The following is a 22,247-nucleotide window of genomic DNA, read 5'->3' as shown; positions in this document are numbered from 1 at the left end:
CCGCCGGCCCGTCAGGCGCGCAACGGCCGTCGCGTGCTGTGTTCCAGCCGCTTCAGCAGCGCCTCGATCGAGGGAGCGGTCGTCGATTCCGCCGGTGATCGCGGCAACTGGACGGTGGCGATGCGCTCGCCCTGCTCCAGCGCCACCGGCGGACGCAACGGCGCGACGGGGCGAACGGGCTCGCGCGGCACGTCCGGCAACGCACCGGGATGGAAGGCGGACAAAGGCATATCGAGGTCGACCGGGATCGGCTGCATCACCGGCGGTGGCGGCGGTGCTGGCATCGGCTCCCCTGCAACCTCGACCTGCGGCGGTGGCAAGGGAGCACCCAGATCGGCGGCGGACAGGGGCTTGCGCGCCGGCGCGTCCGGATGCGCATCGGCCCGTCGCAATATCGGCACGCCCTCTTCGGCGACCGGCTTCGGCGCGAGCAGGCCGTCGGGCCCGAACATCAGGAACAGCGCGGACCAGGTCACCGCGGCAGCAAGTGCCCCCACGCCGAGCGCCAGCACCGCACGCGCGGTCGTACCGAGCGGCGGCTCTGCCGCGGCGATCAGCGCCGGCAGACCGCTACTCCATACCCAGCTTTCCAGCAGGGCTTGCGGCACGAGCAGGAATGTCGCCGCCGCAAGGACCGCGGCCACGGTTCCGCCCACGGGTGCGACCCAATGGGCCGCCGCCGTCATGCCCGGGCGGGGGAGCTTCAAATACTGGCTGGTGAACGCTGCCATGATCCATCCACTGTCGCGGCCGATGTCAGCCGCTGGTAAATTGGCTCGTAACGACAAATGTTTGACGACCAGTTACGCTCCGCCTCGACGAACGCCCGCCCCCGCGCCCGACGGGCATCCCAGCCGCTGCGATCCGCCAGCAATCCCGCCAGCGCGCTCGCGATCGCCGCCGGGTCGTCAGGCCTGAACAACGTGCCGGTGTCGCCGTCGCGAATCAATTCGCGATGTCCGCCGACGTCGGACGCCGCGACCAGCTTGCCTTGCGCCATCGCTTCCAGCGGCTTCAAGGGCGTCACCAGATCCGTCAGCCGCATGTGCTTGCGCGGATAGGCCAGAACGTCGACCAGCGCATAATAACGTTCTACCTCGGTATGCGGCACCCGCCCGACGAAGCGGATCGCTCCGGCCACCGGCGATGCCGCCGCCTGCGCCCGCAATGCCGCCTCCATCGGCCCGCCGCCGACCAACAGCAACCGCGCCTTCGGCCGCGCCGCGACCAGCGCCGGCATTGCCGCGATCAGATCGTCGAGCCCCTCGTAATCGTAGAAGCTGCCGATGAAACCGATCGTCTCGGCGTCCTCCAGCCCCAGATCGCGCGCCAGCGAGTCATCCCGTGGCACGGGCTCGCCGAACACGGTCAGATCGACGCCGTTGGGCGAGACCACGATTTTGTCCGCCGCTACCCCGCGCGCGATCAGGTCGCCGCGCAAGCCTTCGCAGATCACCGCCACCGCATCGGCGCGCTGTACCGCCCATGTCTCCATCGCCCGCGTTGCGCGATATTTGACCGACCCTTCGGTGCCGGTCCCGTTGCCGACCGCCGCATCCTCCCAGAACGCACGGATTTCATAGACCAGAGGCAACCCGCGCCGCCGCGCCACGCGATAGGCCGCAAGCGCGTCGAGCACGGGCGAATGCGCGTGCAGGATGTCCGGCCGGAACGATTCGACCGCGGCATCGATACGCCGCGCAAACGCCGCGATCCCCGCCAGCTCTCCGAACGCACCGCTCTTCAACGTCGCCCGCGTTCGGTGGAATGTCAGCCCGTCCACCGATTCCACCGCATCCGCCGTCATGCCCTGCCGCGGCCCGGTCACCGCCGCCACGTGCCAGCCCCGCTGCTCCTGCGCCTTCAGGATCGCGCGGGTGCGAAAGGTGTAGCCGCTCTGCAAAGGCAGGCCATGGTCCAGAACATGAAGAATCCGCATGGGCAACGCTGTGACATGACACGGCTTAATAGGCCGTCAACCGTGGGAACGCCGACCGTCGCGTTCAGATGCCGCTACCGTCCGCCCCGGGGACGAACAGCAGGTCTGCGGCCTCGTCCAGCGACCGCACCGTGCCGCCGGTGCCGGGACAATGTCCGACGCGTCGCGCGCCGACCCTCCAGCTATAGGTCGCGGGCCGCGGCACGCGTTGCCCCTCCGCAATCCCGTCGGTCTGTTCCTCCGCATAGACGTTGATCGTCATCGCGCGCGCATCGTAACGCCCGCTCAGTCGCAGGTTCAGGTTGCTGTGCGATGTGCCGATCTGCCGACTTGGCAGCTGGCAGGTACGCCGCCCGCCGATGCGCCCCTTGCCCGCGTCCACTCGCAACCGTCCGCAAAACTGGCTGGGGTTGGGCATGGTGGATCGATCGCCGGCGAGCCGCTGGAGCGCAGCCTCCAGACTGTCGTCGGGCAGGCAGACGGAAAACCCGAACCGGCGAGGGCTACCACCGGCACCGGGTATCCGCTGCACCGCCTCGTTGCTGGACTCGCCCCTGCCCAGCTGCCCGCTCCGTTCGAACCGCCATTCTCCGCCCCGCAGCACAGGCACCGGTCCGCGCGTGTCGATACCGGCGTCGTCGGGGGCGATGACGACGATCTGGCCATCCTGCATGTTGCCCGGCGCGGCGACAGGGGAAGGCTGGTCCTGCAGGCCACCGAATGCCAATGCCCCGATCGCCACCAGCCCCGGTTCGATTCGCATGTCGCCCTCCCCATGTTCTCGCACCAATGGCTAGATCGGCGTTACGACGTACGCAACGATCCGGCGGGGCATCGACGCAGGGAAGCTGTTCCACTTAACGCCGCATCAACCCCTCTCCCCCTACATCCGCCCGACACCGGGAAAGGAGCGCGGCGACACCATGATCGACAATCTGTCGCTGGGCCTCACCCACGGGCTCATGCTGCTCGCGGCATGGCTGCTGCTCAAGCGGCCCGATCTCGACGCTGAATCCCCGCCGCCGCGCCACTGGCGCGCGAAAGCCATGCCGCTGGACCCGCCGCCCGGTGCGTGATCTCGTCTTCGTCGCCTTCCTCGCCGCGATCTTCGGGATGGGGCTGCGACGGCCGTTCATCCTGGTGCTGGCCTATGTCTATATCGACATCGTCTCGCCCCAGCGGCTGACCTATATCCTGCTCAACACCGTGCCGATCTCGCTGATCGCGGTCGCGATGGCGGTCGGTGGCTGGCTGCTGATGGACGACAAGTCGGACAGCCGCTTCACCCCGCGGCAGGGCCTCATCGTGCTGCTGCTGCTGTATTGCTGGGGCACGACCGCAGGCGCGGACTTCCCGCTCGATGCCAAGGACAAATGGGACTGGGTGTGGAAATGCCTCGCCTTCGCCGCCTTCCTGCCGCTCACCCTGCGGACGCGACTGCGGATCGAGGCGCTGCTGCTGTTCATGATCCTGTCGGCGGCATCGATCATCATCGTCGGCGGGATCAAGACCGCGGCGGGCGGCGGCGGTTACGGCCAGCTCGATCTGATGGTGAACAACAACTCCGGGCTGTACGAAGGCAGCACGATCTCCACCGTCGCGATCGCGATCGTACCGCTGATCGCGTGGTTCATGCGCTACGGCACGATCTTTCCGCCCGACTGGAAGGTGAAGGGCTTTTGCCTGTGCCTCATCTTCGCGTGCCTGCTGATCCCGATCGGCACGTCGACGCGCACCGGCACCCTGTGCACCGTGCTCGTCGCGCTGCTGTCGCTGCGCAACGCCAAGCGCAAGGTCCTGTACGTGTCGCTGATCGCGGCGGCGGGGCTGGTCGCGGTGCCGTTCCTGCCGGCGACCTTCACCGACCGGATGAGCACGATCAAGAGCCACGACGCCGACGAATCCGCCTCCACCCGCCTCGCCGTGTGGCAGTGGACGATGGACTACGCCAAGGCGCATCCGTTCGGTGGCGGATTCGAGGCGTATCGCGGCAACCGCATCCGCTACGAGATCAAGAAGGTCGCCGGCGCGGGCCCCGCCCCCGGCGTCACCGATCAGGCGGTGACGGACAAGGCGCGCGGCTATCACAGCGCCTATTTCGAAATGCTCGGCGAACAGGGCTATATGGGCCTCGCGCTGTGGCTGGCCATCAGCCTGATCGGCCTGGTCCGCATGGAGATATTGCGCCGCCGCTACCGCGACCCGGAAGGAGAATTCGGCTGGGCCGGACCGCTCGCGGCCGCGTTGCAAACCGCGCATCTCGTATACCTGCTCGGCGCGGCCTTCATCGCCATCGCCTTCCAGCCGTTCGTCTACATGCTCATAGGCGCGCAGATCGGACTCGATTCGTATCTGGCGCGGCGGCGGAGCGAAACGGCGCAGGTGCCGATGCGCAAGGCGCGCATGCCGGAAGCGGCGGCGGCGTGAGCATTGGACGCCACGCGCGATGACCGAACTCCGCGTCCTCACCAGCGTGCGGGGTCTCGCGGCATGGCTGGTCGTCCTCTACCACATCCGCGGCGGCATGGCCGGACTCCCGCCTGCGATCGAAGCGGCCTTCGCCAAGGGCTATCTCGCGGTGGATTTCTTCTTTCTGCTGTCCGGCTTCGTCATCTGGCTGACATGGCACGACCGCTTCCGCACGCCCGGCGCGATCCCGCGCTTCCTGCAAAAGCGCGTCGCGCGTATCTGGCCGCTGCACGCGGTCATGCTGACCGCCGCGGTAGCGCTGGCGCTGGTGCTGCGGGCGACAGGGCGCGACGATCCGGCGTTCCCCTTTGCGGAACTGCCGTTGCACGTCCTGCTCGTCCAGAACTGGGGGTTCACCGACACCCTCCGCTGGAACGATCCCTCCTGGTCGATCAGCTGCGAACTCGCCGCCTACCTGCTGTTCCCGCTGCTGGTCCTGACCGTCGACTGGCGCAAGCTACCGACGACGGCGCTGATCTGCATCGTAGCGGCGCTGTTCCTGACATTGCACGTCGCCATGAACGGCGCACCCTCGCTCGGCGAGAACATCCCCCGCTATGGCCTGATCCGCTGCCTCATCGAATTCGCCGTAGGCACGATCATCGCCACGGTGTTCCTGCGAACGCGGGAACACGAAGATGCAACCGGCGCCCCTCAAATCCAGAGATCTCTAAGTTCGCAGACGCCCCTGGCGCTAACGGCGACGGCTCTGGCGATCACCGCCTGGATTCTCGGCACCCCCGAAACCCTGGCAGCGCCCGCAACCTTCGCTGCGCTGCTGCTGTCGCTCGCGCTGACCTCGGGCCGCAAACACCATCTGCTCGAAGGCCGTACGATCCACTATCTGGGCGAGATCAGCTACGCGACCTACCTGTCGCACTTCCTGATCTGGAAAGCCTTCAAACTCCCGCTCTCCAGCCAGTCGCTGTCGCCGGCCCTGATCGCATTGTACCTCGCGCTGGTGCTTGCCGCCTCGATCGCACTCTACCACGGCACCGAGCGACCCGCGCAGCGGTGGATCAACCAACGCCGGTTCCTCCCCCGCAAGGAAGAGGCGGCCGCCGAAGGCTGACGGAGGGGGAGGCAAGCGACGTGCGGTTACGAGCGGCACGGCCCACCTCCCCGCCTCAGCAGGAATTGGCCAGACGTCAGGCGTCCTCGCTTTCCTCCGCCAACTCTTCCTCCAGCGCCGCGATGATCGCGGCATTGAACGCCGGAATATCGTCCGGCTTGCGGCTGGTGATCAGATTCTCGTCCACGACGACCTGCTCGTCGACGACATCCGCGCCGGCATTCTCCAGATCGGTCCGCACCGACGGCCAGCTCGTCACCCGCCGCCCGTCGACCACGTCCGCCTCGACCAGCAGCCATGGCGCATGGCAGATCGCTGCGACGATCTTGCCATCTTCCATGAACTCCGTGACGATCTCGACGGCGCGCTCCTGCAACCGCATCTTGTCGGGGTTGCCCACCCCGCCCGGCAGCACCAGCGCGTCGTAATCGTCCGTGTCGACGTCATCCAGCGTCAGGTCCGGCGTGATGCTCTCGCCCTTGTCGCTGTCGTTGATCACGCCGGTGATCGCGTCGGTCCTGATCGATGCCAGCGTCACCTTGGCACCCGCATCCAGCAACGCCTGCCGTGGCTTGAACAGTTCGTCCTGCTCGAACCCGTCGGTCGCCAGCATTAGCACGCGCGCGTCGGATAGATCGGCCATGTCGTTTCACTCCTGTGGGGATACCTCGCCTCAACCCCCGCCCGCACCCGCCCGTTCCGGAACACACCGGCCTCCCCGCGCATTTTCGGATCACCTGCTGACAAGGAAGCGCCGAGTGGCAACGCGGATCACCTATTGCGACGATTCGAAACCCGGGATCACCCGCAAGAAGGTGCGCAACGGCTGGGCCTATTATGCTCCGAATGGCGACCGCATCACCGATCGCGACGAGATCGACCGCCTGAACGCTGTCGGTTTACCGCCCGCCTATCGCGACGCCTGGTATTGTCCGAAGCCGAACGGCCACATCCAGGCGGTCGGCTGGGATGAGAAGGGCCGCAAGCAATATCGCTACCACACCGGCTTCCGGGAGGCGCAGGAGGCGGCGAAATACGAAAAATGCGCCGACTTCGGCCATTGCCTGCCCAAGGTCCGCGCCCGGGTCGAGGAAGACCTCGCCTCGCGCGGCCTGCACAAGGACCGCGCGATCGCCGCCGTCGTCCGCCTGCTCGACATCGGCCACATTCGCGTCGGCAACGAAGCCTATGTCGAAGCGAACGAGAGCTACGGCGCCACCACATTGCGCAAGGAACACGGCACGGTCCGCGGCGACACGCTCAAGCTCCGCTACAAGGGCAAGTCGGGCAAGGAACGGGACATGAAGGTCACCGACAAACGCCTCGCCGCGACGGTGAAGAAGATGCAGGATCTCGACGAACAGCACCTCTTCGCCTGGGTCGATGCCGACGGAGACGCGCATCCGGTCACCTCGTCCGATGTCAACGACTACATCAAGCGCGCGAGCGGCGCCGACTTCACCGCCAAGCATTTCCGCACCTGGGGCGCCAGCGTCACCGCGTTCGAGGCGCTGGCGAAGGCCGAGGCGGACCTCAGCCTGAAAGCGCTGCTGGAACCGGTGGTCGAGCGCCTCGGCAACACCCCCGCCATCGCGCGCAAAAGCTACGTTCACCCCGCGCTCATCGCGCTTGTGAAACAGGGCCAGAGCACATTCCGCAAGGCGTTGCGCCTGCCGCGCTCCGCCCGTTACCTCAGCCGCGAAGAACGCGGCCTCATCGCGTTCCTCGAAGCCGGTACGCCCGCGACGCTGCCGGACATGAAGGCGGCCGCCTGACAAAGAGTATTCATGGCTAGCAACACCACCACCGCCGCCGCCAAGGCGCCAATCTTCGACGCCGACAACGTGCAGAACCAGATCGGCGACCTGTACGTCGCCAGCGAGGTCTGGTTGCATACGCACTGGTTGCAGATCCTGATCGCGTTCGGAATCGGCGCGATCATCGTCGTCGCGTTACACGGCCTGCGCAAGCTGGGGGAGCGCCTCTGCGGCAAACCACTCGGCAGCGGTGACGGCGTGGCGGGCATCCCCCGCCGCGGCTGGGGTACGATCGTCGGCCGCGCGATCACCCGCACCAACAACTTCTTCATCGTCATGCTCGCCGCCAAGCTGGTCGTCGGTTACGCCGGCGCCCCCAGCCAGGTCGCGACCACCGTCAACTTCCTGTGGACCGTCGCTTCGGTGTTCCAGGCGGCGATCTGGGCGCGCGAATTGATCCTCGGCGCGATCGAACATCGTACCAGCAGCGAACATTACAGCGGCGAGGCATTGCTGTCGGCGATGGGCCTGATCCGCCTGCTCGTCACCGTCGCGCTGTTCGCGGTCGCGCTGGTCGTCGTGCTCGACAATCTCGGCGTCAACGTCACCGGCCTGATCGCCGGCCTCGGCGTCGGCGGCATCGCCATCGGTCTGGCGGCGCAGGGCATCTTCGGCGACCTGTTCGCGGCGCTCGCGATCATCTTCGACCGCCCGTTCCGCCGCGGTGATAAGATCAGCTACGGCACCACCAGCGGCGTCATCGAATCGATCGGCCTGAAAAGCACCCGCATCCGCGCCTTCACCGGCGAGTTGCGCGTCATCAGTAACAAGCAACTGCTCGACAAGGAAATCCAGAATACCAGCGTCCGCGACCATATCCGCATCGGCTTCATGATCGGCGCCGCATACGAGACACCCCCGGAAACCCTCGCCCGTATTCCCGACATGCTGAAGGAGATCGTCGAGGCGGAAGGCGGCAAGGTCGCCCGCAGCGGCTTCGAGAATTTCGGCGCCTCCAGCCTCGACTTTGCGCTTCAGTTCGACATTCCCGGCGACGACTGGGCCACCGCCCACCCGATGCGCGATCGCATCATGGTCAGCATCATGACCCGCTTCGCTAGCGAAGGCATCAGCATCCCCTACCCGACTCAGACGACCTACACCGCCGCGCCGGACGGGAAGCTGGTGATGCCCTATGCAGTGCCGGTGAAAGCGGAAGCCGGTGTGAAGGAGTGACCAGGACTGCGGCAATGCCATGACTGACCAGTTGTTCTGGCCACCAAAGCTATGTATTCGTAGAACGTTCGAGAAGTATGTCTTGGTCGACAAGGATGATACGATCTATCAGAATGCATCGCTGCCATACTCACCAACGGGTCGGTAAGTTGGAAGCACGGTGCTTGGCCGATCATGATTGCTCGCCCGTCGGCATGACGCGGTATGCCAAGTTTTCATCGATTACGGAAAGCCTCCTGGAGATGAAAAAGGCGCATCCTGCACGATATCCTGCTAACAGGGATAGCATCGGCATAGAGTTGGTGGGGGAGGTGTCGACTAAGACAGGCATCTTCGTCACGACGACGGAAGCCCGGAACGCCGCTTTGAAGTGGCTGGTAGGCGAGTTGGCGCAGACCTTCCGCGTCCAGATGACGGACGTGTTCCGCCATCCGCAGTTGTCGCGAAAAACACCGTCAGAGGCGAGTACGGCGCGATGGTAGGTCTGTTACTTGCGGCGTTGGCGGCACATGGCGCATGCACGGTCGGAACGGAGCAGGTGCCGCCGCTTTGCGCCAGCAGATTGCCTGCCATCCGCACGCTCGTCGTCTCCCGCGTCGGCCATCGCGCGTATGCCGAAGACGGCGACCGTATCTCGTGCGGCAGCTTCAGGCCATCCGCGCCTCAGGTTCGACGTTTCCTGATGACCGCCAAGCGGGTCGATCCCGTGGCGGCCGATGCCACGCTGGATCGTTCGCCGTGTCAGGCATCCGGGACGGTAACCTTTACCGACGGCAGCAGAGGGCGCTGGACGATCGAGCAACTCCGCGTCGGCACGCTGATCCGCGGGCGTAGCCGATTGTTGTTGTTCTGCGCCGACTGTCGGACCCTTCCGTTCCGCTGGTAGCGCCCGCGAGAGCAGCAGGCGCGAGCGTCTCCCGGCTCGCGCTGCTGCCCCTCAAATTCCCCCTTCGTCCAGGCTCAGCAACGTCGCATTGCCGCCGGCGGAGGTCGTATCCACCGACACCGCCCGCTCCGCGCAGAACCGGTAAAGGTAATGCGGTCCACCCGCCTTCGGCCCGGTGCCCGACAGCCCCTCACCACCGAACGGCTGCGACCCCACCACAGCGCCGATCATCGACCGGTTGATGTAGAGGTTGCCGACCGCCGCCGCCGCCTCGGTCACCTCCGCCGCGCGCGCGATACGGCTGTGCAGCCCCATCGTCAGGCCATAGCCCTTGGCGTTGACCCGCGCGATCGTCTCCGACAGCTTGCCCGCTTCCCACGTCGCGACGTGCAGGATCGGCCCGAACCACTCCCGGTCCAGATCCTCGATCCGGTCGAGCTTCACCAGCGTCGGCGGCACGAACAGCCCGTCCACCGGCGCCTCCAGCGTCTTGAGCGTCCGGTCGGTCACACTCGCACGATAGTCCATCAGCTTCTCGTACGACGCGCGGTCGATCACCGGCCCGACGTCCGTCGCCGGATCGCCCGGATCACCCAGCCGCAGCGTATCCATCGCCCCCGTCAGCATGTGGATGACGGTATCCGCGACATCCTCCTGCACCAGCAGCAGGCGCAGCGCCGAACAGCGCTGCCCAGCCGACCGGAACGAGGATGTGACGACGTCCGCCACCACCTGTTCGGGCAGTGCGGTGGAATCGACGATCATCGCGTTGATCCCGCCCGTTTCCGCGATCAGCGGCACGATCGGGCGATCGTCGTCCTGCACCAGCGTCCGCGCGATCCGCTTGGCGGTCGCGGTCGATCCGGTGAAGGCGACGCCCGCCACCCGCACGTCGCCGGTCAGCGCAGCGCCGACCTCCGGCCCGCCGGTCACCAGCACCAGCGCATCCGCCGGCACCCCCGCGCGATGCGCCAGCTCGACCGCGAAGCGCGCGATCTCCGGCGTCTGCGGCGCAGGCTTGGCGACGACGGTGTTGCCCGCGACAAGCGCCGCGACCGTCTGGCCGAGGAAGATCGCCAGCGGGAAATTCCACGGCGCCACCGTCGCCCAGACACCGCGCCCTTCGATATGCAGCATGTTGCGCTCGCCGGTCGGCCCCGGCAGCTCCACCGCGCGCAACCGCGCCCGCGCCTCGCCGGCGTAATAGCGACAGAAATCCGCCGCCTCGCGCACCTCGCCGATCGCATCGGGGATCGTCTTGAACGCCTCCTGCACGCAGATCGCCATCAACCGGTCGCGATTCTCCTCCAGCAGGTCCGCGAGCCGTTCGAGGCAGGCGGCGCGGTCGTCCACCGGCGTGGCCGACCACGCCGGGAACGCGGCATGCGCGCGGGTGACGGCTGCAGACACGCGCTCACCCTCACCCTTCCCACCGCCTGCGGCAGCGGGCCCCTTCCCTCTCCCATCGGGAGAGGGAGAGACGGCGTCAGCCGGCGACGGGTGAGGGTGAGGGTGAGGCAGCGGCTTTTTGACCGCCGCGACCGCCGCCTCCAGCGTCGCCACATCGCTCAAATCCAGCCCGCGCGAATTGCGGTGTCCTGGCGCGAACAGATCCTTCGGCAACGGAATGCTCGGATGTCGCGTGCCGCCGACCGCAGCGATCTTCGCCACCGGGTCCGCCAGAATCTCGTCCTCGCTCAACCGCGCATCCGCCAACTGATGCACGAAGCTCGAATTCGCTCCATTCTCCAGCAAGCGCCGCACCAGATACGCCAGCAAATCGCGATGCCCGCCCACCGGCGCGTAAATCCGGCAATGATAGCCGTTCTCGCGCACCAGCCGCTCATACAGGCCGTCGCCCATCCCGTGCAGCCGCTGGAATTCGAAGTCGCGGCTGTTGCCGGCCCATTCCAGGATCGTTGCCACCGTCAGCGCATTGTGGCTGGCGAACGCCGGCCGGATATTCTCCGCCGCCAGCATGTCCTTCGCCACCGCCAGATACGACACGTCGGTCGCCGCCTTGCGCGTGAACAGTGGGTAGTCCGCCAGCCCCTCGACCTGCGTCCGCTTGATCTCGCTGTCCCAATAGGCGCCCTTGACCAGCCGCACGTTCATCACGCGGTCCAGCCCGTTCGCCCACGCCACCACCGGCCGCGCGCGCTTGCCATAGGCCTGCACCGCCATGCCGAAGCCGTCCCAGCCCTTCAGGCTCGGCAGCGCCGCGACCGCACCGATGATGTCGAGGCTCATCTCCAGCCGCTCGGATTCCTCCGCGTCGACGGTCAGCGCGATGTTCTTCGCCGCCGCCTGCACCGCGAGTTGCTCCAACATCTCGGTCAGTGCCGGCACGCACTCGCTCCACCGCGCCACCTCGTACCGCGGATGCAACGCCGACAGCTTCACCGACACCGAATGCCCCGCCGCCGGATCGCTGCCGACCGCATCGATCGCACCGACATAGGCCCGGAAATAGCGATCCGCGTCGTCATAGGTCCGCGCAGCCTCGCCCAGCATGTCGAAGCTGGCGGTAAAACCCTTGTTCTCACCGCGCTTCATCCGCCGCATCGCCTCGTCGATGGTGCGGCCCATCACGAAGATCTCGCCCATCATCTTCATCGCCGCGCCGACCGCCTGCCGGACGAACGGCTCTCCCGCGCGGGAGATCAGCCGACGCAGCGGCCCGGACGGCCCCTCGCCCACCAGCACGCGCCCGACGACCAGCCCCCAAGTCGCGCTGTTGACCAATTTGCTGTTCGACCGACCGGCATGCGCGCGCCAATCGGCGTCGCCCAGCTTGTCGGCGATCAGCAGGTCCGCCGTCTCCGGATCGGGCACGCGCAGGAATGCCTCGGCGAGGCTCAGCAGCGCGACGCCCTCCGACGAATTGAGGCGATATTCCTGCAGGAACTGGTTCACCCAGCCGCGGTTCTGCGCCGCGCGCAGGTCCGCCAGCAGTCCTGACGCATGTCCCATGATCCGCTGACGCGAGTCGGGAGCGGTCGACGCACGGTCCAGCAGGGGTTTTAGAACATCGGGTTCGCTGGCGCGGTACAGTTGTGCCATGGATTTGCGGGCAGCGGACGTTACGGCAGAGGACATGTTCAAGCTTTCGGTCGGTCGAGGCTTGCGAGGAACACCCTCCCGCGCCTACAGAATACCCCGCGTTTAGCGCCAAATAGGTTGGAAGGGGAATCCCGTGACGACGATCACCGTCGACCAGATGAAAGACAGGATCGGCACCGAAACCGTCTCCGACTGGGTCGAGGTGACGCAAGCCATGATCGACCAGTTCGCCGAGGCGACCGGCGATCACCAGTTCATCCACATCGATCCGGCCGCCGCCGCGCGGACGCCGTTCGGCGGCACGATCGCACACGGCTTCCTGACGCTGTCGCTGATGCCGCTACTGTCGTCCAAGGTACCCGATGCGCCGCGGTTGGAAGGCGTGAAGATGGGGGTCAATTACGGCGGCAACAAAGTCCGCTTCCTCACCCCCGTCCGCTCCGGCAGCCGCGTCCGCGGTCGCTTCAAGCTAATCGAATTCGATGAAAAGCGCCCCGGCCAGTTCCAGCAGACCAATGAATTCACCGTCGAGATCGAAGGGCAGCCGAAACCCGCGATGATCGCCGAATGGATCAGCCAGATATTCGTCTAACCGTCCCATCATCAGCCGAGAGAAATCCACCATGCGCTCAGCCGTCATCGTCTCCACCGCCCGTACGCCGATCGGCCGCGCCTATCGCGGCGCGTTCAACAACACGACGCCGCAGGCGCTCGCCGGCCACGCCATCGAACATGCCGTCAGGCGCGCGGGGATCGATGGCGCCGAGGTCGACGACGTCGTCTTCGGCGCCGCGCTCCAGCAGGGCCATCAGGCCGGCAACATCGCTCGCCAGGCTGCGCTGCGTGCCGGTCTGCCGACGTCGGTCTCGGGCATGTCGCTCGACCGCCAGTGCGCGAGCGGCCTGATGGCGATCGCGACGGCAGCGAAGCAGATCATCGTCGACGGCATGGACATCGCCATCGGCGGCGGTGTCGAGAGCATCAGCATGGTGCAAACCCCGCAGATGCGCGTCGCGCCCGACAAGCAGCTGATGGTGATGCACGACGACATCTACATGCCCATGCTCCAGACTGCCGAGACAGTCGCGAAGCGCTACGGTATCAGCCGCGACGTGCAGGACGCCTATGGCCTCCAGTCGCAGCAGCGCACCGCCGCCGCCCAGGCCGCGGGCAAGTTCGACGACGAAATCGTGCCGCTGGCCGCGACGATGAACGTGGTGGACAAGCTGACCAAGGAGGTCAGCACCAAGGACGTGACCCTGTCGAAGGACGAGGGCAATCGCGCCGACACCACGTTGGAGGGGCTTCAGGCGCTCCAGGCAGTCGTCGGTCCGGACGGCGTCATCACCGCCGGCAACGCCAGCCAGCTGTCGGACGGCGCATCGGCATCGGTGCTGATGGAGGAAAGCGTCGCTTCCGCGCGCGGCCTCGCCCCGCTCGGCCGCTACGTCGGCATGGCGGTGGCAGGGACCAAGCCCGACGAGATGGGTATCGGCCCGGTCTACGCGATCCCCAAGCTGCTCGAGAAGAACGGCCTGACGATGAACGACATCGGCCTGTGGGAGCTCAACGAGGCGTTCGCGGTGCAGGTTCTCTATTGCCGCGACACGCTCGGCATTCCCGACGAACTGCTCAACGTCAACGGCGGCGCGATCTCGATCGGCCATCCCTATGGTATGTCGGGCGCCCGCATGACCGGCCACGCCCTGATCGAGGGCAAGCGCCGCGGGGCGAAGTACGTCGTCGTCACGATGTGCATCGGCGGCGGCATGGGCGCGGCCGGTCTGTTCGAGGTGCTGTGAGTTGAAGTGTTAGCCTGATCGGCATATGTCCGGATCGGGCATTGTCATTGGTGTCCTCCTTGTATGGGCCTCGACCGCTGCTACGGTCGGGGCCCAAATCGTTTGGGGCTTAGGCTGCTACCCGAGCGCCGCCCGTGTGCTTTATCGTTTGCGTCTGTCAATCACGTCGATGGCCGAAGCTGCCAACCGCGCAACCAACCCTCGCCGCGCTCGTTCTCCCGCCAAACCCCGTACAGGAGACGACGCATGGCCGACCACGACAGTCCTCAGGAGATTGCCGCCAAGTTCCTCGACAAGCTGAAGGCGAGCCCGTTCGTGATGATCGGCCTTGTGGACGGTGAACATTCCGAGCCGATGACTGCGCAGATCGACGACGATCAGCCGAACACGCTGTTCTTCTTCGCTGGCAAGGACAACCGTATCGCGAAGGGCGGCGACGCGATGGCGCAGTTCGTCGGCAAGGGGCATGACTTCTTCGCCTGCCTCGCCGGCAATGTCAGCCAGGATAACGACCGGGGTCAGATCGACAAGCTCTGGAATAATCAGGTCGACGCCTGGTTCCCGAACGGCAAGGACGATCCGAACGTCACGCTGCTGCGCTTTGACATCGACAGTGCGGAGCTGTGGGAGACCGATATCTCGATATCTGGCCGGGTAAAGATGCTGTTCGGCGGCACGATCCGCGGCGATGAATCGAGCAGCCACGCCATGGTCGACTCGGTCGCCTGACACGAAAAGGGGCGGTCGCCACCGCCCCTCCGTCGAAACAGTACGAGCGGCCTTTCAACAGGCCGCTCGTTTCATATCAGGCGTTCGCCGCCATCCATTCTTCGACGACCGGCGCGACATGGTTGCGCCACTTCGATCCGTTGAAGATGCCGTAATGGCCGGCGCCTTCCGCCATCAGATAACGCTTCTTGTCCTCGGGCAGGTTGGTCGCCAGCGTCAACGCCGCCTTCGTCTGGCCGATACCGGAGATGTCGTCGCGCTCGCCCTCGATAGCCAGCACCGCGACATCGGTGATCGCGCCCGGATCGACCCGGCGCCCACGGTGCATCATCTCGCCCCGCGGCAGTGCATGCTTCTGGAACACCAGTTCCACCGTCTGCAGATAGAATTCCGCCGTCATATCGCAGACCGACCGATATTCCTCGTAGAACCCCTTGGTCGCGTCCGCGCTTTCGCCGTCGCCCTGGACCAGATGTTTGAACATCTCCCAGTGCGAGACCATGTGGTTGCCGAGGTTCATCGACATGAAGCCGGCGAGCTGAAGGAAGCCGGGATACACCTTGCGGCCCGAACCCGGGTACATCGCCGGCACAGTCACCACGACATTCTGTTCGAACCACGCATGTGGCCGCTCAGTCGCCAGCGTATTGACCGCGGTCGGCGCCTCGCGCGTGTCGACCGGCCCGCCCATCATCGTCAGCGTCTTCGGACGACAGGGGTTCTGGTCCGCGCTCATCAACGCAACGGCGGCATAGCAGGGCACCGATGGCTGGCAGACTGCGAGCATGTGCGCACCACCCTGCCCCTCGTTGGGGCCGATCGCCTCCATGAACGCGATCAGATAATCGATATAATCATCGAGGTCGAAACGCCCGTCCGACAGCGGCACCAGCTTCGCGTCGCGCCAGTCGGTGATGTAGACCTCGGCGGTCGGCAGCATCCGCTCTACAGTGCCGCGCAGCAACGTGGCGAAGTGGCCCGACATCGGCGCGACGATCAGCAGCTTGGGTCCGCCCTCGACGCCCTCGCGACGGAACCGCTTCAGCTGGCCGAACGGCTTTTGCAGCACGATCTCTTCATGCACCGCCACCTCGCGCCCGTCGATCGTCGTGTGCGTCAGCCCGAACGCCGGCTTGCCCCGGGTCGCGGACGCATGAGCGAACACGTCGAGCGCCGAGCTGACGATCTGGCCACCGCCGACATACGACCACGGATTGGCGGGATTGCGCATCCAGTCGGCCCCGAACGTGGCCATCGCGCTGGCCCCGGCGAGCATCGAGCGCTGCATTTCATAGGCGTCGTAGAGCATGGTTGGCATCTTTACATAAGATAGGTTGAGAGCGTCGTAACGCAAATCACGGCCCGTGTAATCAGTCTGAACGCCCGAGACGCCCGACCGGCCCCAATGCCGGCCCGTCGCGAGCCGTTGAGCCACCCTTCCGCGACTGCTAGGCGCGTCGGCATGGCCAAAGATCCCGTTTCCAGCAACCGCCGCCTCGGCGATCTCCGGCTCGTGCTGGAGCGCGTGCTGAGTTATCCGCGCCAACTCGCCATCGCGCTTGCCGCGCTTGCCACCACGTCCGCGGCGACGATCGGAATCCCCTATGGATTCAAGCGCGTGATCGATCGCGGCTTCGCACCGGGCGGCGGCGAGACGGTGGCGTCGTCGTTCCATTACCTGCTGATGATCGTCACGGTCCTCGCGGTAGCGACGGCGATCCGCTTCTATTTCGTGTCCTGGCTGGGCGAACGGGTCGTCGCCGATATCCGCACGCGCGTGCAAGCTCACCTGCTCGGATTGACGCCGCGCTTCTTTGAGGAAAATCGTCCGTCGGAAATCGCATCGCGCCTGACGTCCGATACTGCGCTGATCGAAAACGTCGTCGGCAGCACCGTCAGCATCGCGCTGCGCAACACCTTCACCGGTGTCGGCGGCATGATCTATCTCTTCGCGCTGTCGCCCAAACTGGCCGGCATGCTGCTGCTCGGCATCCCGCTCATCATCCTGCCCGTGACGATCCTGGGCCGCCGCATCCGCAACTTGTCGCGCACGTCGCAGGATCGGGTGGCCGACGTCGGATCGCTGATCACGGAGACGCTCGGCGCGATGAAGATCGTCCAGGCGTTCGGACAGGAGCCGCGCGAGGCGCAACGCTTCACCAGCGCGGTCGACGCGACCTTCGCCGCCGCCAAGTCGCGCATCGCGTTGCGGGCAGTGATGACGGCGATCATGATCTTCCTGATCTTCGGGTCGATTACTTTGGTGCTGTGGGAGGGCGCGACCGATGTCGCCGCCGGCAAGATCAGCGGCGGAGCGATCGCCGCCTTCGTGCTCACCGGCGGCATAGTCGCCGGCGCGTTCGGCGCGTTGACCGAAGTGTACGGCGATCTGCTCCGCGGTGCCGGCGCAGCCAGCCGTCTCGCCGAACTGCTGCGCGAACAGCCCGAGATCACGCGCCCCGCCGCGCCGATCCCCTTGCCCGTACCGGTCAACGGCGCGCTGTCGTTCGAGCACGTCCGCTTCCACTATCCGACCCGCCCCGACGTCGCCGCGCTGGAGGATTTCACCCTCAGCGTACGTCCCGGCGAAACGGTCGCGGTGGTGGGCCCCTCGGGTGCGGGCAAATCTACGCTCTTCCAGCTTGCCGAGCGTTTCTACGACCCCGCCGCGGGCCGCGTCCTGCTCGATGGCGTCGATCTGCGGGAGGCCGACCCCGCCGCGATCCGCGCACAGATCGCGATGGTGCCGCAGGAAACCGTGATCTTCGGCGCCAGCGCCCGCGACAATCTGCGTTATGGCCAGTGGGAAGCGACCGACGACGAATTGTGGGCCGCGGCAGAAGCCGCCAACGCCGCCGATTTCCTGCGTGCGTTGCCGCAGGGCCTCGACACCAATCTGGGCGAAGGCGGCGCGCGCCTGTCCGGCGGCCAGCGCCAGCGGGTGACGATCGCGCGCGCGCTGCTCCGCGATGCGCCGATCCTGCTGCTCGACGAGGCGACCAGCGCACTGGATGCCGAAAGCGAGCGGCTGGTGCAGCAGGCATTGGAACGACTGATGGAGAACCGCACCACGCTGGTGATCGCGCACCGGCTGGCGACGGTTCGCGCCGCGGAACGCATCGTTGTGATGGATCAAGGCGGGATCGTCGAGGAGGGTACGCATAGCAGCCTGATCGGTCACGGCGGTTTGTACGCGCGGCTGGCGAGCTTGCAGTTCAGCGAGGCGGCGTAACCTTCCGTCATCCCGGTTTTCGTTGGGATGTTTGGGGAAACTTGATCCCTTGTCCCGCAAAGCGCATGACGTTCGCGTAAAGCAATGGGAGAGAGCAATGCGCGACTATGACATAATCGTCTACGGCGCGACGGGCTTCACCGGGCGTCTCGTCGCTGAATATCTCTGCCAGCAGAACGTCACCCGCTGGGCGATGGCGGGCCGCAGCCGCGCCAAACTGGAGGAGGTGCGCGACATCATCGGCGCGCCCGCAGACACGCCGCTGCTCGTCGCCGATGCAGACGATCCCGCCAGCCTGAAGGCGATGGCGCAATCGACGCAGGTCGTGCTCACCACCGTCGGCCCATACCAGCTCTATGGCGAGCCGCTGATCGCCGCCTGCGTCGCCGCGGGCACCGCTTACGTCGACCTGTGCGGTGAACCGGCGTGGATGCGCCACATGATCGACGCCCACCATGCCGGAGCGCAGGCGAGCGGCGCGCGCATCGTGTTCTCCTGCGGCTTCGATTCGATCCCGTTCGATCTCGGCGTGCTGACCTTGCAGGAATGCGCCCGCGCCAAATACGGCCATCCAGCACCCCGCGTGAAGGGCCGCGTACGGGCGATGAAGGGCGGCTTTTCCGGCGGCACCGCGGCAAGCCTGAAGGCGACGCTCGCCGCCGCAGCGCGCGATCCGTCGATCCTCGGCCTGCTCGCCAGCCCATTTGCGCTGACCCCCGGCTTCAGCGGCCCGCACCAGCCGACCGGGCTGCTGCCCGAATTCGACGCGACGCTCAACACCTGGGTCGCGCCGTTCATCATGGCGGCAATCAACACCAAGAACGTCCACCGCACCAACTTCCTGCTCGACCACCGCTACGGCAAGGATTTCGTGTACGACGAGATGATGGTCGCCGGCCTCGGCGAGATGGGCAAGGCGGCAGCGGACGCGATCGCCAAGCTCAACCCGCTGGCGAGCGACAAGGGGCCCAAACCCGGCGAAGGCCCCAGCAAGGAAGAGCGCGACAGTGGCCATTACGACCTGCTGTTCGTCGGCCTGATGCCCGACGGCGCGCGCTTCGACGCGGTGGTCACCGGTGACCGCGACCCCGGCTATGGATCGACCAGCAAGATGATCGCCGAGACCGCGCGCTGCCTGCTGGAAACGGAAGGCGCCGGCGGCGTCTGGACCCCCGGCGCGCTGCTCGGCACGACGCTGCGCGATCGCTTGCAGGACAAGGCCGGGCTGACGTTTACTGCGGGGTGAGTCTTGCAATTCCTTCCCCGCCAGAGGGAGGTGGCGCGGCGAAGCCGTGGCGGAGGGGGAGGTCCACCATGAACGTGGTGACTCGCGGAAACGCCCCCTCGACTCACCTCGCCGGGGAGGATTTCATCCGCGGTAGAACATCACCGCCCCCACCGCGATCAACAGCGTCACGATCAGCATCACCGGCACCCGCTTCGCCCGTCGTCCTGCCGCAGCCGCCTCATACGCATCCATGTCGAACCAAAACCGTCCCGGCACAGCCACCCGGATCGACCCGTCGGAGACCATCGCCGCGAACGCCTTCGCCTCGCGCTCATCGGCCGGCGCGAAATCGATCGCATCGCTCGCCGTCACCGCGTGCGCGTCGACGAAACGCGGCGCGATCGTCCCGTGCACCAGATAACGGTCGCGCACCGTACCCTGCGGCTCGACACGCACCAGACGCGTCACCGCCGCTTGCCCTGATGGCGGATGTTCTGCGGCCGCCCGCGATGCTTGATCACGCGATCCTTGCGCCCCGAGCCGACATGCCGCGCGCCCGGTGCCGCCCCCTTGCCGCCCGGCAGTTCGAAGCGCAACGCGCCCGACACGGGGTTCGCCTCCGCCAGCCTCAGGTCGATGCGCTGGCCGAGCGCATATTCCTCGCCGGTCTGCTCGCCGATCAGCTTGCGCGCCGCCTCGTCGAAGCGGAAATATTCGCCGCCCAGATCGCGGACCGGCATCAGCCCGTCGCCGCCGATTCCCTCCACCGTGGCGAAGAAGCCGTAATTCTGCACCCCCGTGATCCGCGCCGACACCGTCTCGCCGACCTTTTCCGACAGGAACGCCGCGACATAGCGATCGATCGTATCGCGCTCCGCCTCCATCGCGCGGCGTTCGAGGCCGCTGATGGTGGTGCCGATCTGCTCGATCGCCTCGGCATCCGTCCTGGTCAGCTCACCCGGCCCGAGCTTGTAGGCCGCGACCAGCGAGCGGTGGACGACGAGATCGGCATAACGCCGGATCGGCGAGGTGAAATGCGCGTAGGAGCCCAGCGACAGCCCGAAATGCCCTTGGTTGGCCGGCGCGTAATAAGCCTGGGTCTGCGTGCGCAGCACCTGCTCCATTACCTGCGGGCGGAAATCGGCGTCACCGACGCGGTTCAGCACATGGTTGAATGTCGCCGGACGGATCACCTGCCCGAGTGCAAAAGCGACATCGAAAGTCTCGAGATAGTCCTTCAACGCGACCAGCTTTTCACGGCTTGGCGGTTCGTGCACGCGGTACATCACTGGCGCCTTCTTCGCCTCCAGCGCCTTGGCAGCGGCGACGTTGGCGGCGATCATGTAATCCTCGATCAACCGGTGCGCATCGAGCCGCTCGCGCGGCGCGACCGACATGATCCGCCCCTTCTCGTCGAGCACGACGCGCCGTTCGGGCAGATCGAGGTCGAGCGGCTCGCGCGCATCCCGCGCCTTCGCCAGCGCGCGCCAGCAGTCCCAAAGGTGGCGGAGCGACCCCAGGATAAGCCCCTCCCCTTCAGGAGAGGGGGTGGGGGTGGGGGACGTCTCACCGAGACCGACGCCCGCGTCCCCTCCCCTGAAGGGAATGGGCTTGCCGTCGATCATTGCCTGCGCATCTTCATACGCCAGGTTCGCCGCGATCCGCACCCGCGCCCGGGAAAACCGCCAGCTCTCCAGCTTGCCCGACTTCCCCACCTGCAAATGGCACACCAGCGCCGCGCGATCCTCCCCTTCCTTCAGCGAACACACCTCGGCGGACAGGATCTCCGGCAGCATCGGTACGACGCGATCGGGAAAATACACCGAATTGCCCCGCCGCCGCGCCTCGCGATCGATCTCCGAACCGGGTCGCACGTAGAAGCTGACATCCGCGATCGCGACCACCGCCTTCCACCCGCCGGGGTTGCCGGGGTCATCGTCGGGCGCCGCCCACACCGCATCGTCGTGGTCGCGCGCATCGACCGGATCGATCGCGACGATCGGCAGATGCGTCAGGTCTTCGCGATCGTCGCCCAACGGCAGCCGCGACACCCGCTCCGCCTCGTCGAGCGCCTCACCCGAAAACACGTCGGGAATGCCGAGCTTGTGGATCGCGATCAGCGAGAAGCTGCGCGGCGCGAACGGATCGCCCAACCGCTGCACCACCCGCACCGATAGCCGCGGGGGCCGCCCGGTGATTTCGGTCATCACGAGATCGCCCGCTTGCGCCTCGCCAACGTCGGACACCGGGAACTCGCGCCGGTCCTTCTTCTCGACCCCGGTCAGCCAGAACCGGTCTCCCTCGCGCCGCAGCACGCCGAGCACCTGCTCCGACGCCTTCGCCAGCACCTTCATCGGATGCGCGATCCAGCCCGCGCCCGCTTCCTCGGTCCGCGCTAGGATGCGCTCGCCGATCCCCAGCGTGCTCCCCTTCCGCTCGCGCACCCGCAGGCGCGGCGGCGGCGTGTCCGCCTCCCACCGTTCCGGCACCGCCCACACGTTGCCGCCGTCATCGACATCGGCGACGCGCAGCACCGTCACCTTGGGCAGCCCGCCCATCTTGTGGAAGGCGCGGCCGGGGGCGCTATCGATCAGGCCTTCGTCGGCCATGTCCTTCAGCAACGCCTTCAGCGCAATCTTCTCCTGCGCGGTCAGGCCGAACGCCTTGGCGATCTCGCGTTTGCCGGCGGGCACGTCGGAGGTCGCGATGAAGTCGAGGATCTGCGCCTGCGTTGGCAGGCCGGGTCTGGTTTTCTTATGCACGGATGAGAGATAGGGAGCCGACCGCGTTCCGTCATGCTCCATCTTTGCGCGCGCGCCGCCGAGCGGCTAAAG

20 protein-coding genes are annotated in these 22,247 nt (G+C 66.5%); 12 read left to right on the top strand and 8 right to left on the bottom strand.

Going from position 1 to position 22,247, the window contains the following annotated elements; translation table 11 throughout:
* Nucleotides 1-11: 11 nt before the first annotated feature.
* From NF699_17460 to NF699_17450, 3 genes are all read right to left on the bottom strand, one after another.
* Nucleotides 12-731, bottom strand: coding sequence for a hypothetical protein (locus NF699_17460; GenBank protein USU04796.1), 720 nt, complete (start codon nt 729-731; stop codon nt 12-14).
* Nucleotides 704-1,939 carry a glycosyltransferase, exosortase A system-associated gene (locus NF699_17455; protein ID USU04795.1) on the bottom strand — a complete coding sequence of 412 codons (1,236 nt, stop codon included), beginning with the start codon at nt 1,937-1,939 and terminating at the stop codon, nt 704-706. The genes NF699_17460 and NF699_17455 overlap by 28 nt, the downstream gene beginning before the upstream one ends.
* Nucleotides 1,940-2,003: 64 nt before the next feature.
* On the bottom strand, nt 2,004-2,702 hold the full coding sequence (locus tag NF699_17450; protein USU04794.1) for a hypothetical protein: 699 nt from the start codon (nt 2,700-2,702) through the stop codon (nt 2,004-2,006).
* Between the two features lie 160 nt (nt 2,703-2,862).
* Here NF699_17450 and NF699_17445 point away from each other — a divergent pair, with 160 nt between their 5' ends.
* From NF699_17445 to NF699_17435, 3 genes are read left to right on the top strand one after another with little or no spacing between them, the layout of a single operon-like run.
* Nucleotides 2,863-3,015, top strand: a complete 153-nt coding sequence (locus NF699_17445) for a hypothetical protein (protein ID USU04793.1) — start codon at nt 2,863-2,865, stop codon at nt 3,013-3,015.
* Nucleotides 3,008-4,366: a DUF5935 domain-containing protein gene (locus NF699_17440; GenBank protein ID USU04792.1), complete on the top strand. Its 1,359-nt coding sequence runs from the start codon at nt 3,008-3,010 to the stop codon at nt 4,364-4,366. The genes NF699_17445 and NF699_17440 overlap by 8 nt, the downstream gene beginning before the upstream one ends.
* Before the next feature lie 19 nt (nt 4,367-4,385).
* Nucleotides 4,386-5,480, top strand: a complete 1,095-nt coding sequence (locus tag NF699_17435) for an acyltransferase (protein USU04791.1) — start codon at nt 4,386-4,388, stop codon at nt 5,478-5,480.
* 76 nt (nt 5,481-5,556) lie between these two features.
* Here the strand turns inward: NF699_17435 and NF699_17430 are convergent, their stop codons facing one another.
* Nucleotides 5,557-6,123, bottom strand: coding sequence for a DJ-1/PfpI/YhbO family deglycase/protease (locus tag NF699_17430; protein ID USU04790.1), 567 nt, complete (start codon nt 6,121-6,123; stop codon nt 5,557-5,559).
* A 115-nt stretch (nt 6,124-6,238) separates the two neighbouring features.
* On the opposite strand from NF699_17430, the gene NF699_17425 reads away from it, so the two are divergent.
* From NF699_17425 to NF699_17410, 4 genes are all read left to right on the top strand, one after another.
* Complete coding sequence (locus tag NF699_17425) at nt 6,239-7,255, top strand: DNA topoisomerase IB (protein ID USU04789.1); 1,017 nt, start codon at nt 6,239-6,241, stop codon at nt 7,253-7,255.
* A gap of 12 nt (nt 7,256-7,267) precedes the next feature.
* Nucleotides 7,268-8,473, top strand: a complete 1,206-nt coding sequence (locus NF699_17420) for a mechanosensitive ion channel family protein (protein USU04788.1) — start codon at nt 7,268-7,270, stop codon at nt 8,471-8,473.
* 164 nt (nt 8,474-8,637) lie between these two features.
* Nucleotides 8,638-8,955: an N-acetylmuramoyl-L-alanine amidase gene (locus NF699_17415; protein USU04787.1), complete on the top strand. Its 318-nt coding sequence runs from the start codon at nt 8,638-8,640 to the stop codon at nt 8,953-8,955.
* Entirely contained in the window at nt 8,949-9,359 is a 411-nt protein-coding gene (locus NF699_17410; protein ID USU04786.1) for a hypothetical protein, read from the top strand. Before NF699_17415 ends, NF699_17410 begins: the two co-directional genes overlap by 7 nt.
* 51 nt (nt 9,360-9,410) lie before the next feature.
* On the opposite strand, the gene putA is transcribed toward NF699_17410, so the two are convergent.
* The gene (gene putA / locus NF699_17405; GenBank protein ID USU04785.1) at nt 9,411-12,458 is read right to left on the bottom strand and encodes a bifunctional proline dehydrogenase/L-glutamate gamma-semialdehyde dehydrogenase PutA; all 3,048 of its coding nucleotides are present in this window, start codon (nt 12,456-12,458) and stop codon (nt 9,411-9,413) included.
* A 121-nt stretch (nt 12,459-12,579) separates the two neighbouring features.
* On the opposite strand from putA, the gene NF699_17400 reads away from it, so the two are divergent.
* The 3 genes from NF699_17400 to NF699_17390 all read left to right on the top strand — a co-directional run bounded on the left by NF699_17400 (nt 12,580) and on the right by NF699_17390 (nt 14,953).
* Nucleotides 12,580-13,014, top strand: coding sequence for a MaoC family dehydratase (locus NF699_17400; GenBank protein USU07142.1), 435 nt, complete (start codon nt 12,580-12,582; stop codon nt 13,012-13,014).
* A gap of 31 nt (nt 13,015-13,045) precedes the next feature.
* A complete protein-coding gene (locus NF699_17395) occupies nt 13,046-14,224 on the top strand; it encodes an acetyl-CoA C-acyltransferase (protein ID USU04784.1) in 1,179 nt (392 codons plus the stop codon).
* A 246-nt stretch (nt 14,225-14,470) separates the two neighbouring features.
* Nucleotides 14,471-14,953: a pyridoxamine 5'-phosphate oxidase family protein gene (locus NF699_17390; GenBank protein ID USU04783.1), complete on the top strand. Its 483-nt coding sequence runs from the start codon at nt 14,471-14,473 to the stop codon at nt 14,951-14,953.
* Nucleotides 14,954-15,029: 76 nt separating this feature from the next.
* Here the strand turns inward: NF699_17390 and phaZ are convergent, their stop codons facing one another.
* Nucleotides 15,030-16,262 carry a polyhydroxyalkanoate depolymerase gene (gene phaZ / locus NF699_17385; protein ID USU07141.1) on the bottom strand — a complete coding sequence of 411 codons (1,233 nt, stop codon included), beginning with the start codon at nt 16,260-16,262 and terminating at the stop codon, nt 15,030-15,032.
* Between the two features lie 153 nt (nt 16,263-16,415).
* Here phaZ and NF699_17380 point away from each other — a divergent pair, with 153 nt between their 5' ends.
* Complete coding sequence (locus NF699_17380; protein USU04782.1) at nt 16,416-18,185, top strand: ABC transporter transmembrane domain-containing protein; 1,770 nt, start codon at nt 16,416-16,418, stop codon at nt 18,183-18,185.
* A gap of 97 nt (nt 18,186-18,282) precedes the next feature.
* Nucleotides 18,283-19,431, top strand: coding sequence for a saccharopine dehydrogenase NADP-binding domain-containing protein (locus tag NF699_17375; GenBank protein ID USU04781.1), 1,149 nt, complete (start codon nt 18,283-18,285; stop codon nt 19,429-19,431).
* 123 nt (nt 19,432-19,554) lie between these two features.
* Here the strand turns inward: NF699_17375 and NF699_17370 are convergent, their stop codons facing one another.
* Both NF699_17370 and NF699_17365 read right to left on the bottom strand, forming a co-directional pair.
* A complete protein-coding gene (locus NF699_17370) occupies nt 19,555-19,881 on the bottom strand; it encodes a hypothetical protein (protein ID USU04780.1) in 327 nt (108 codons plus the stop codon).
* Nucleotides 19,878-22,217 (bottom strand): RNB domain-containing ribonuclease, encoded by a 2,340-nt coding sequence (locus NF699_17365; GenBank protein ID USU04779.1) that lies wholly within the window; start codon nt 22,215-22,217, stop codon nt 19,878-19,880. The genes NF699_17370 and NF699_17365 overlap by 4 nt, the downstream gene beginning before the upstream one ends.
* Nucleotides 22,218-22,247 lie beyond the last annotated feature (30 nt).

It is taken from the genome of Sphingomonadaceae bacterium OTU29LAMAA1, from assembly GCA_024072375.1.
Taxonomy (GTDB): Bacteria; Pseudomonadota; Alphaproteobacteria; order Sphingomonadales; family Sphingomonadaceae; genus Sphingomonas.
Note: the sequence above shows the minus strand (reverse complement) of the source record. Positions and strands in the feature narration are given on the sequence as shown.

Excerpts from the sequence above, each read along its gene's own strand:
- NF699_17445 (USU04793.1), top strand. The coding sequence starts at position 2,863 with ATGATCGACAATCTGTCGCTGGGCCTCACCCACGGGCTCATGCTGCTC.
- NF699_17430 (USU04790.1), bottom strand. The coding sequence starts at position 6,123 with ATGGCCGATCTATCCGACGCGCGCGTGCTAATGCTGGCGACCGACGGG.
- NF699_17450 (USU04794.1), bottom strand. The coding sequence starts at position 2,702 with ATGCGAATCGAACCGGGGCTGGTGGCGATCGGGGCATTGGCATTCGGT.
- NF699_17380 (USU04782.1), top strand. The coding sequence starts at position 16,416 with ATGGCCAAAGATCCCGTTTCCAGCAACCGCCGCCTCGGCGATCTCCGG.
- NF699_17390 (USU04783.1), top strand. The coding sequence starts at position 14,471 with ATGGCCGACCACGACAGTCCTCAGGAGATTGCCGCCAAGTTCCTCGAC.
- NF699_17365 (USU04779.1), bottom strand. The coding sequence starts at position 22,217 with ATGGAGCATGACGGAACGCGGTCGGCTCCCTATCTCTCATCCGTGCAT.
- NF699_17460 (USU04796.1), bottom strand. The coding sequence starts at position 731 with ATGGCAGCGTTCACCAGCCAGTATTTGAAGCTCCCCCGCCCGGGCATG.
- NF699_17410 (USU04786.1), top strand. The coding sequence starts at position 8,949 with ATGGTAGGTCTGTTACTTGCGGCGTTGGCGGCACATGGCGCATGCACG.
- NF699_17400 (USU07142.1), top strand. The coding sequence starts at position 12,580 with ATGAAAGACAGGATCGGCACCGAAACCGTCTCCGACTGGGTCGAGGTG.
- NF699_17435 (USU04791.1), top strand. The coding sequence starts at position 4,386 with ATGACCGAACTCCGCGTCCTCACCAGCGTGCGGGGTCTCGCGGCATGG.
- NF699_17375 (USU04781.1), top strand. The coding sequence starts at position 18,283 with ATGCGCGACTATGACATAATCGTCTACGGCGCGACGGGCTTCACCGGG.
- phaZ (USU07141.1), bottom strand. The coding sequence starts at position 16,262 with ATGCTCTACGACGCCTATGAAATGCAGCGCTCGATGCTCGCCGGGGCC.
- NF699_17395 (USU04784.1), top strand. The coding sequence starts at position 13,046 with ATGCGCTCAGCCGTCATCGTCTCCACCGCCCGTACGCCGATCGGCCGC.
- NF699_17455 (USU04795.1), bottom strand. The coding sequence starts at position 1,939 with ATGCGGATTCTTCATGTTCTGGACCATGGCCTGCCTTTGCAGAGCGGC.
- NF699_17420 (USU04788.1), top strand. The coding sequence starts at position 7,268 with ATGGCTAGCAACACCACCACCGCCGCCGCCAAGGCGCCAATCTTCGAC.
- putA (USU04785.1), bottom strand. The coding sequence starts at position 12,458 with ATGTCCTCTGCCGTAACGTCCGCTGCCCGCAAATCCATGGCACAACTG.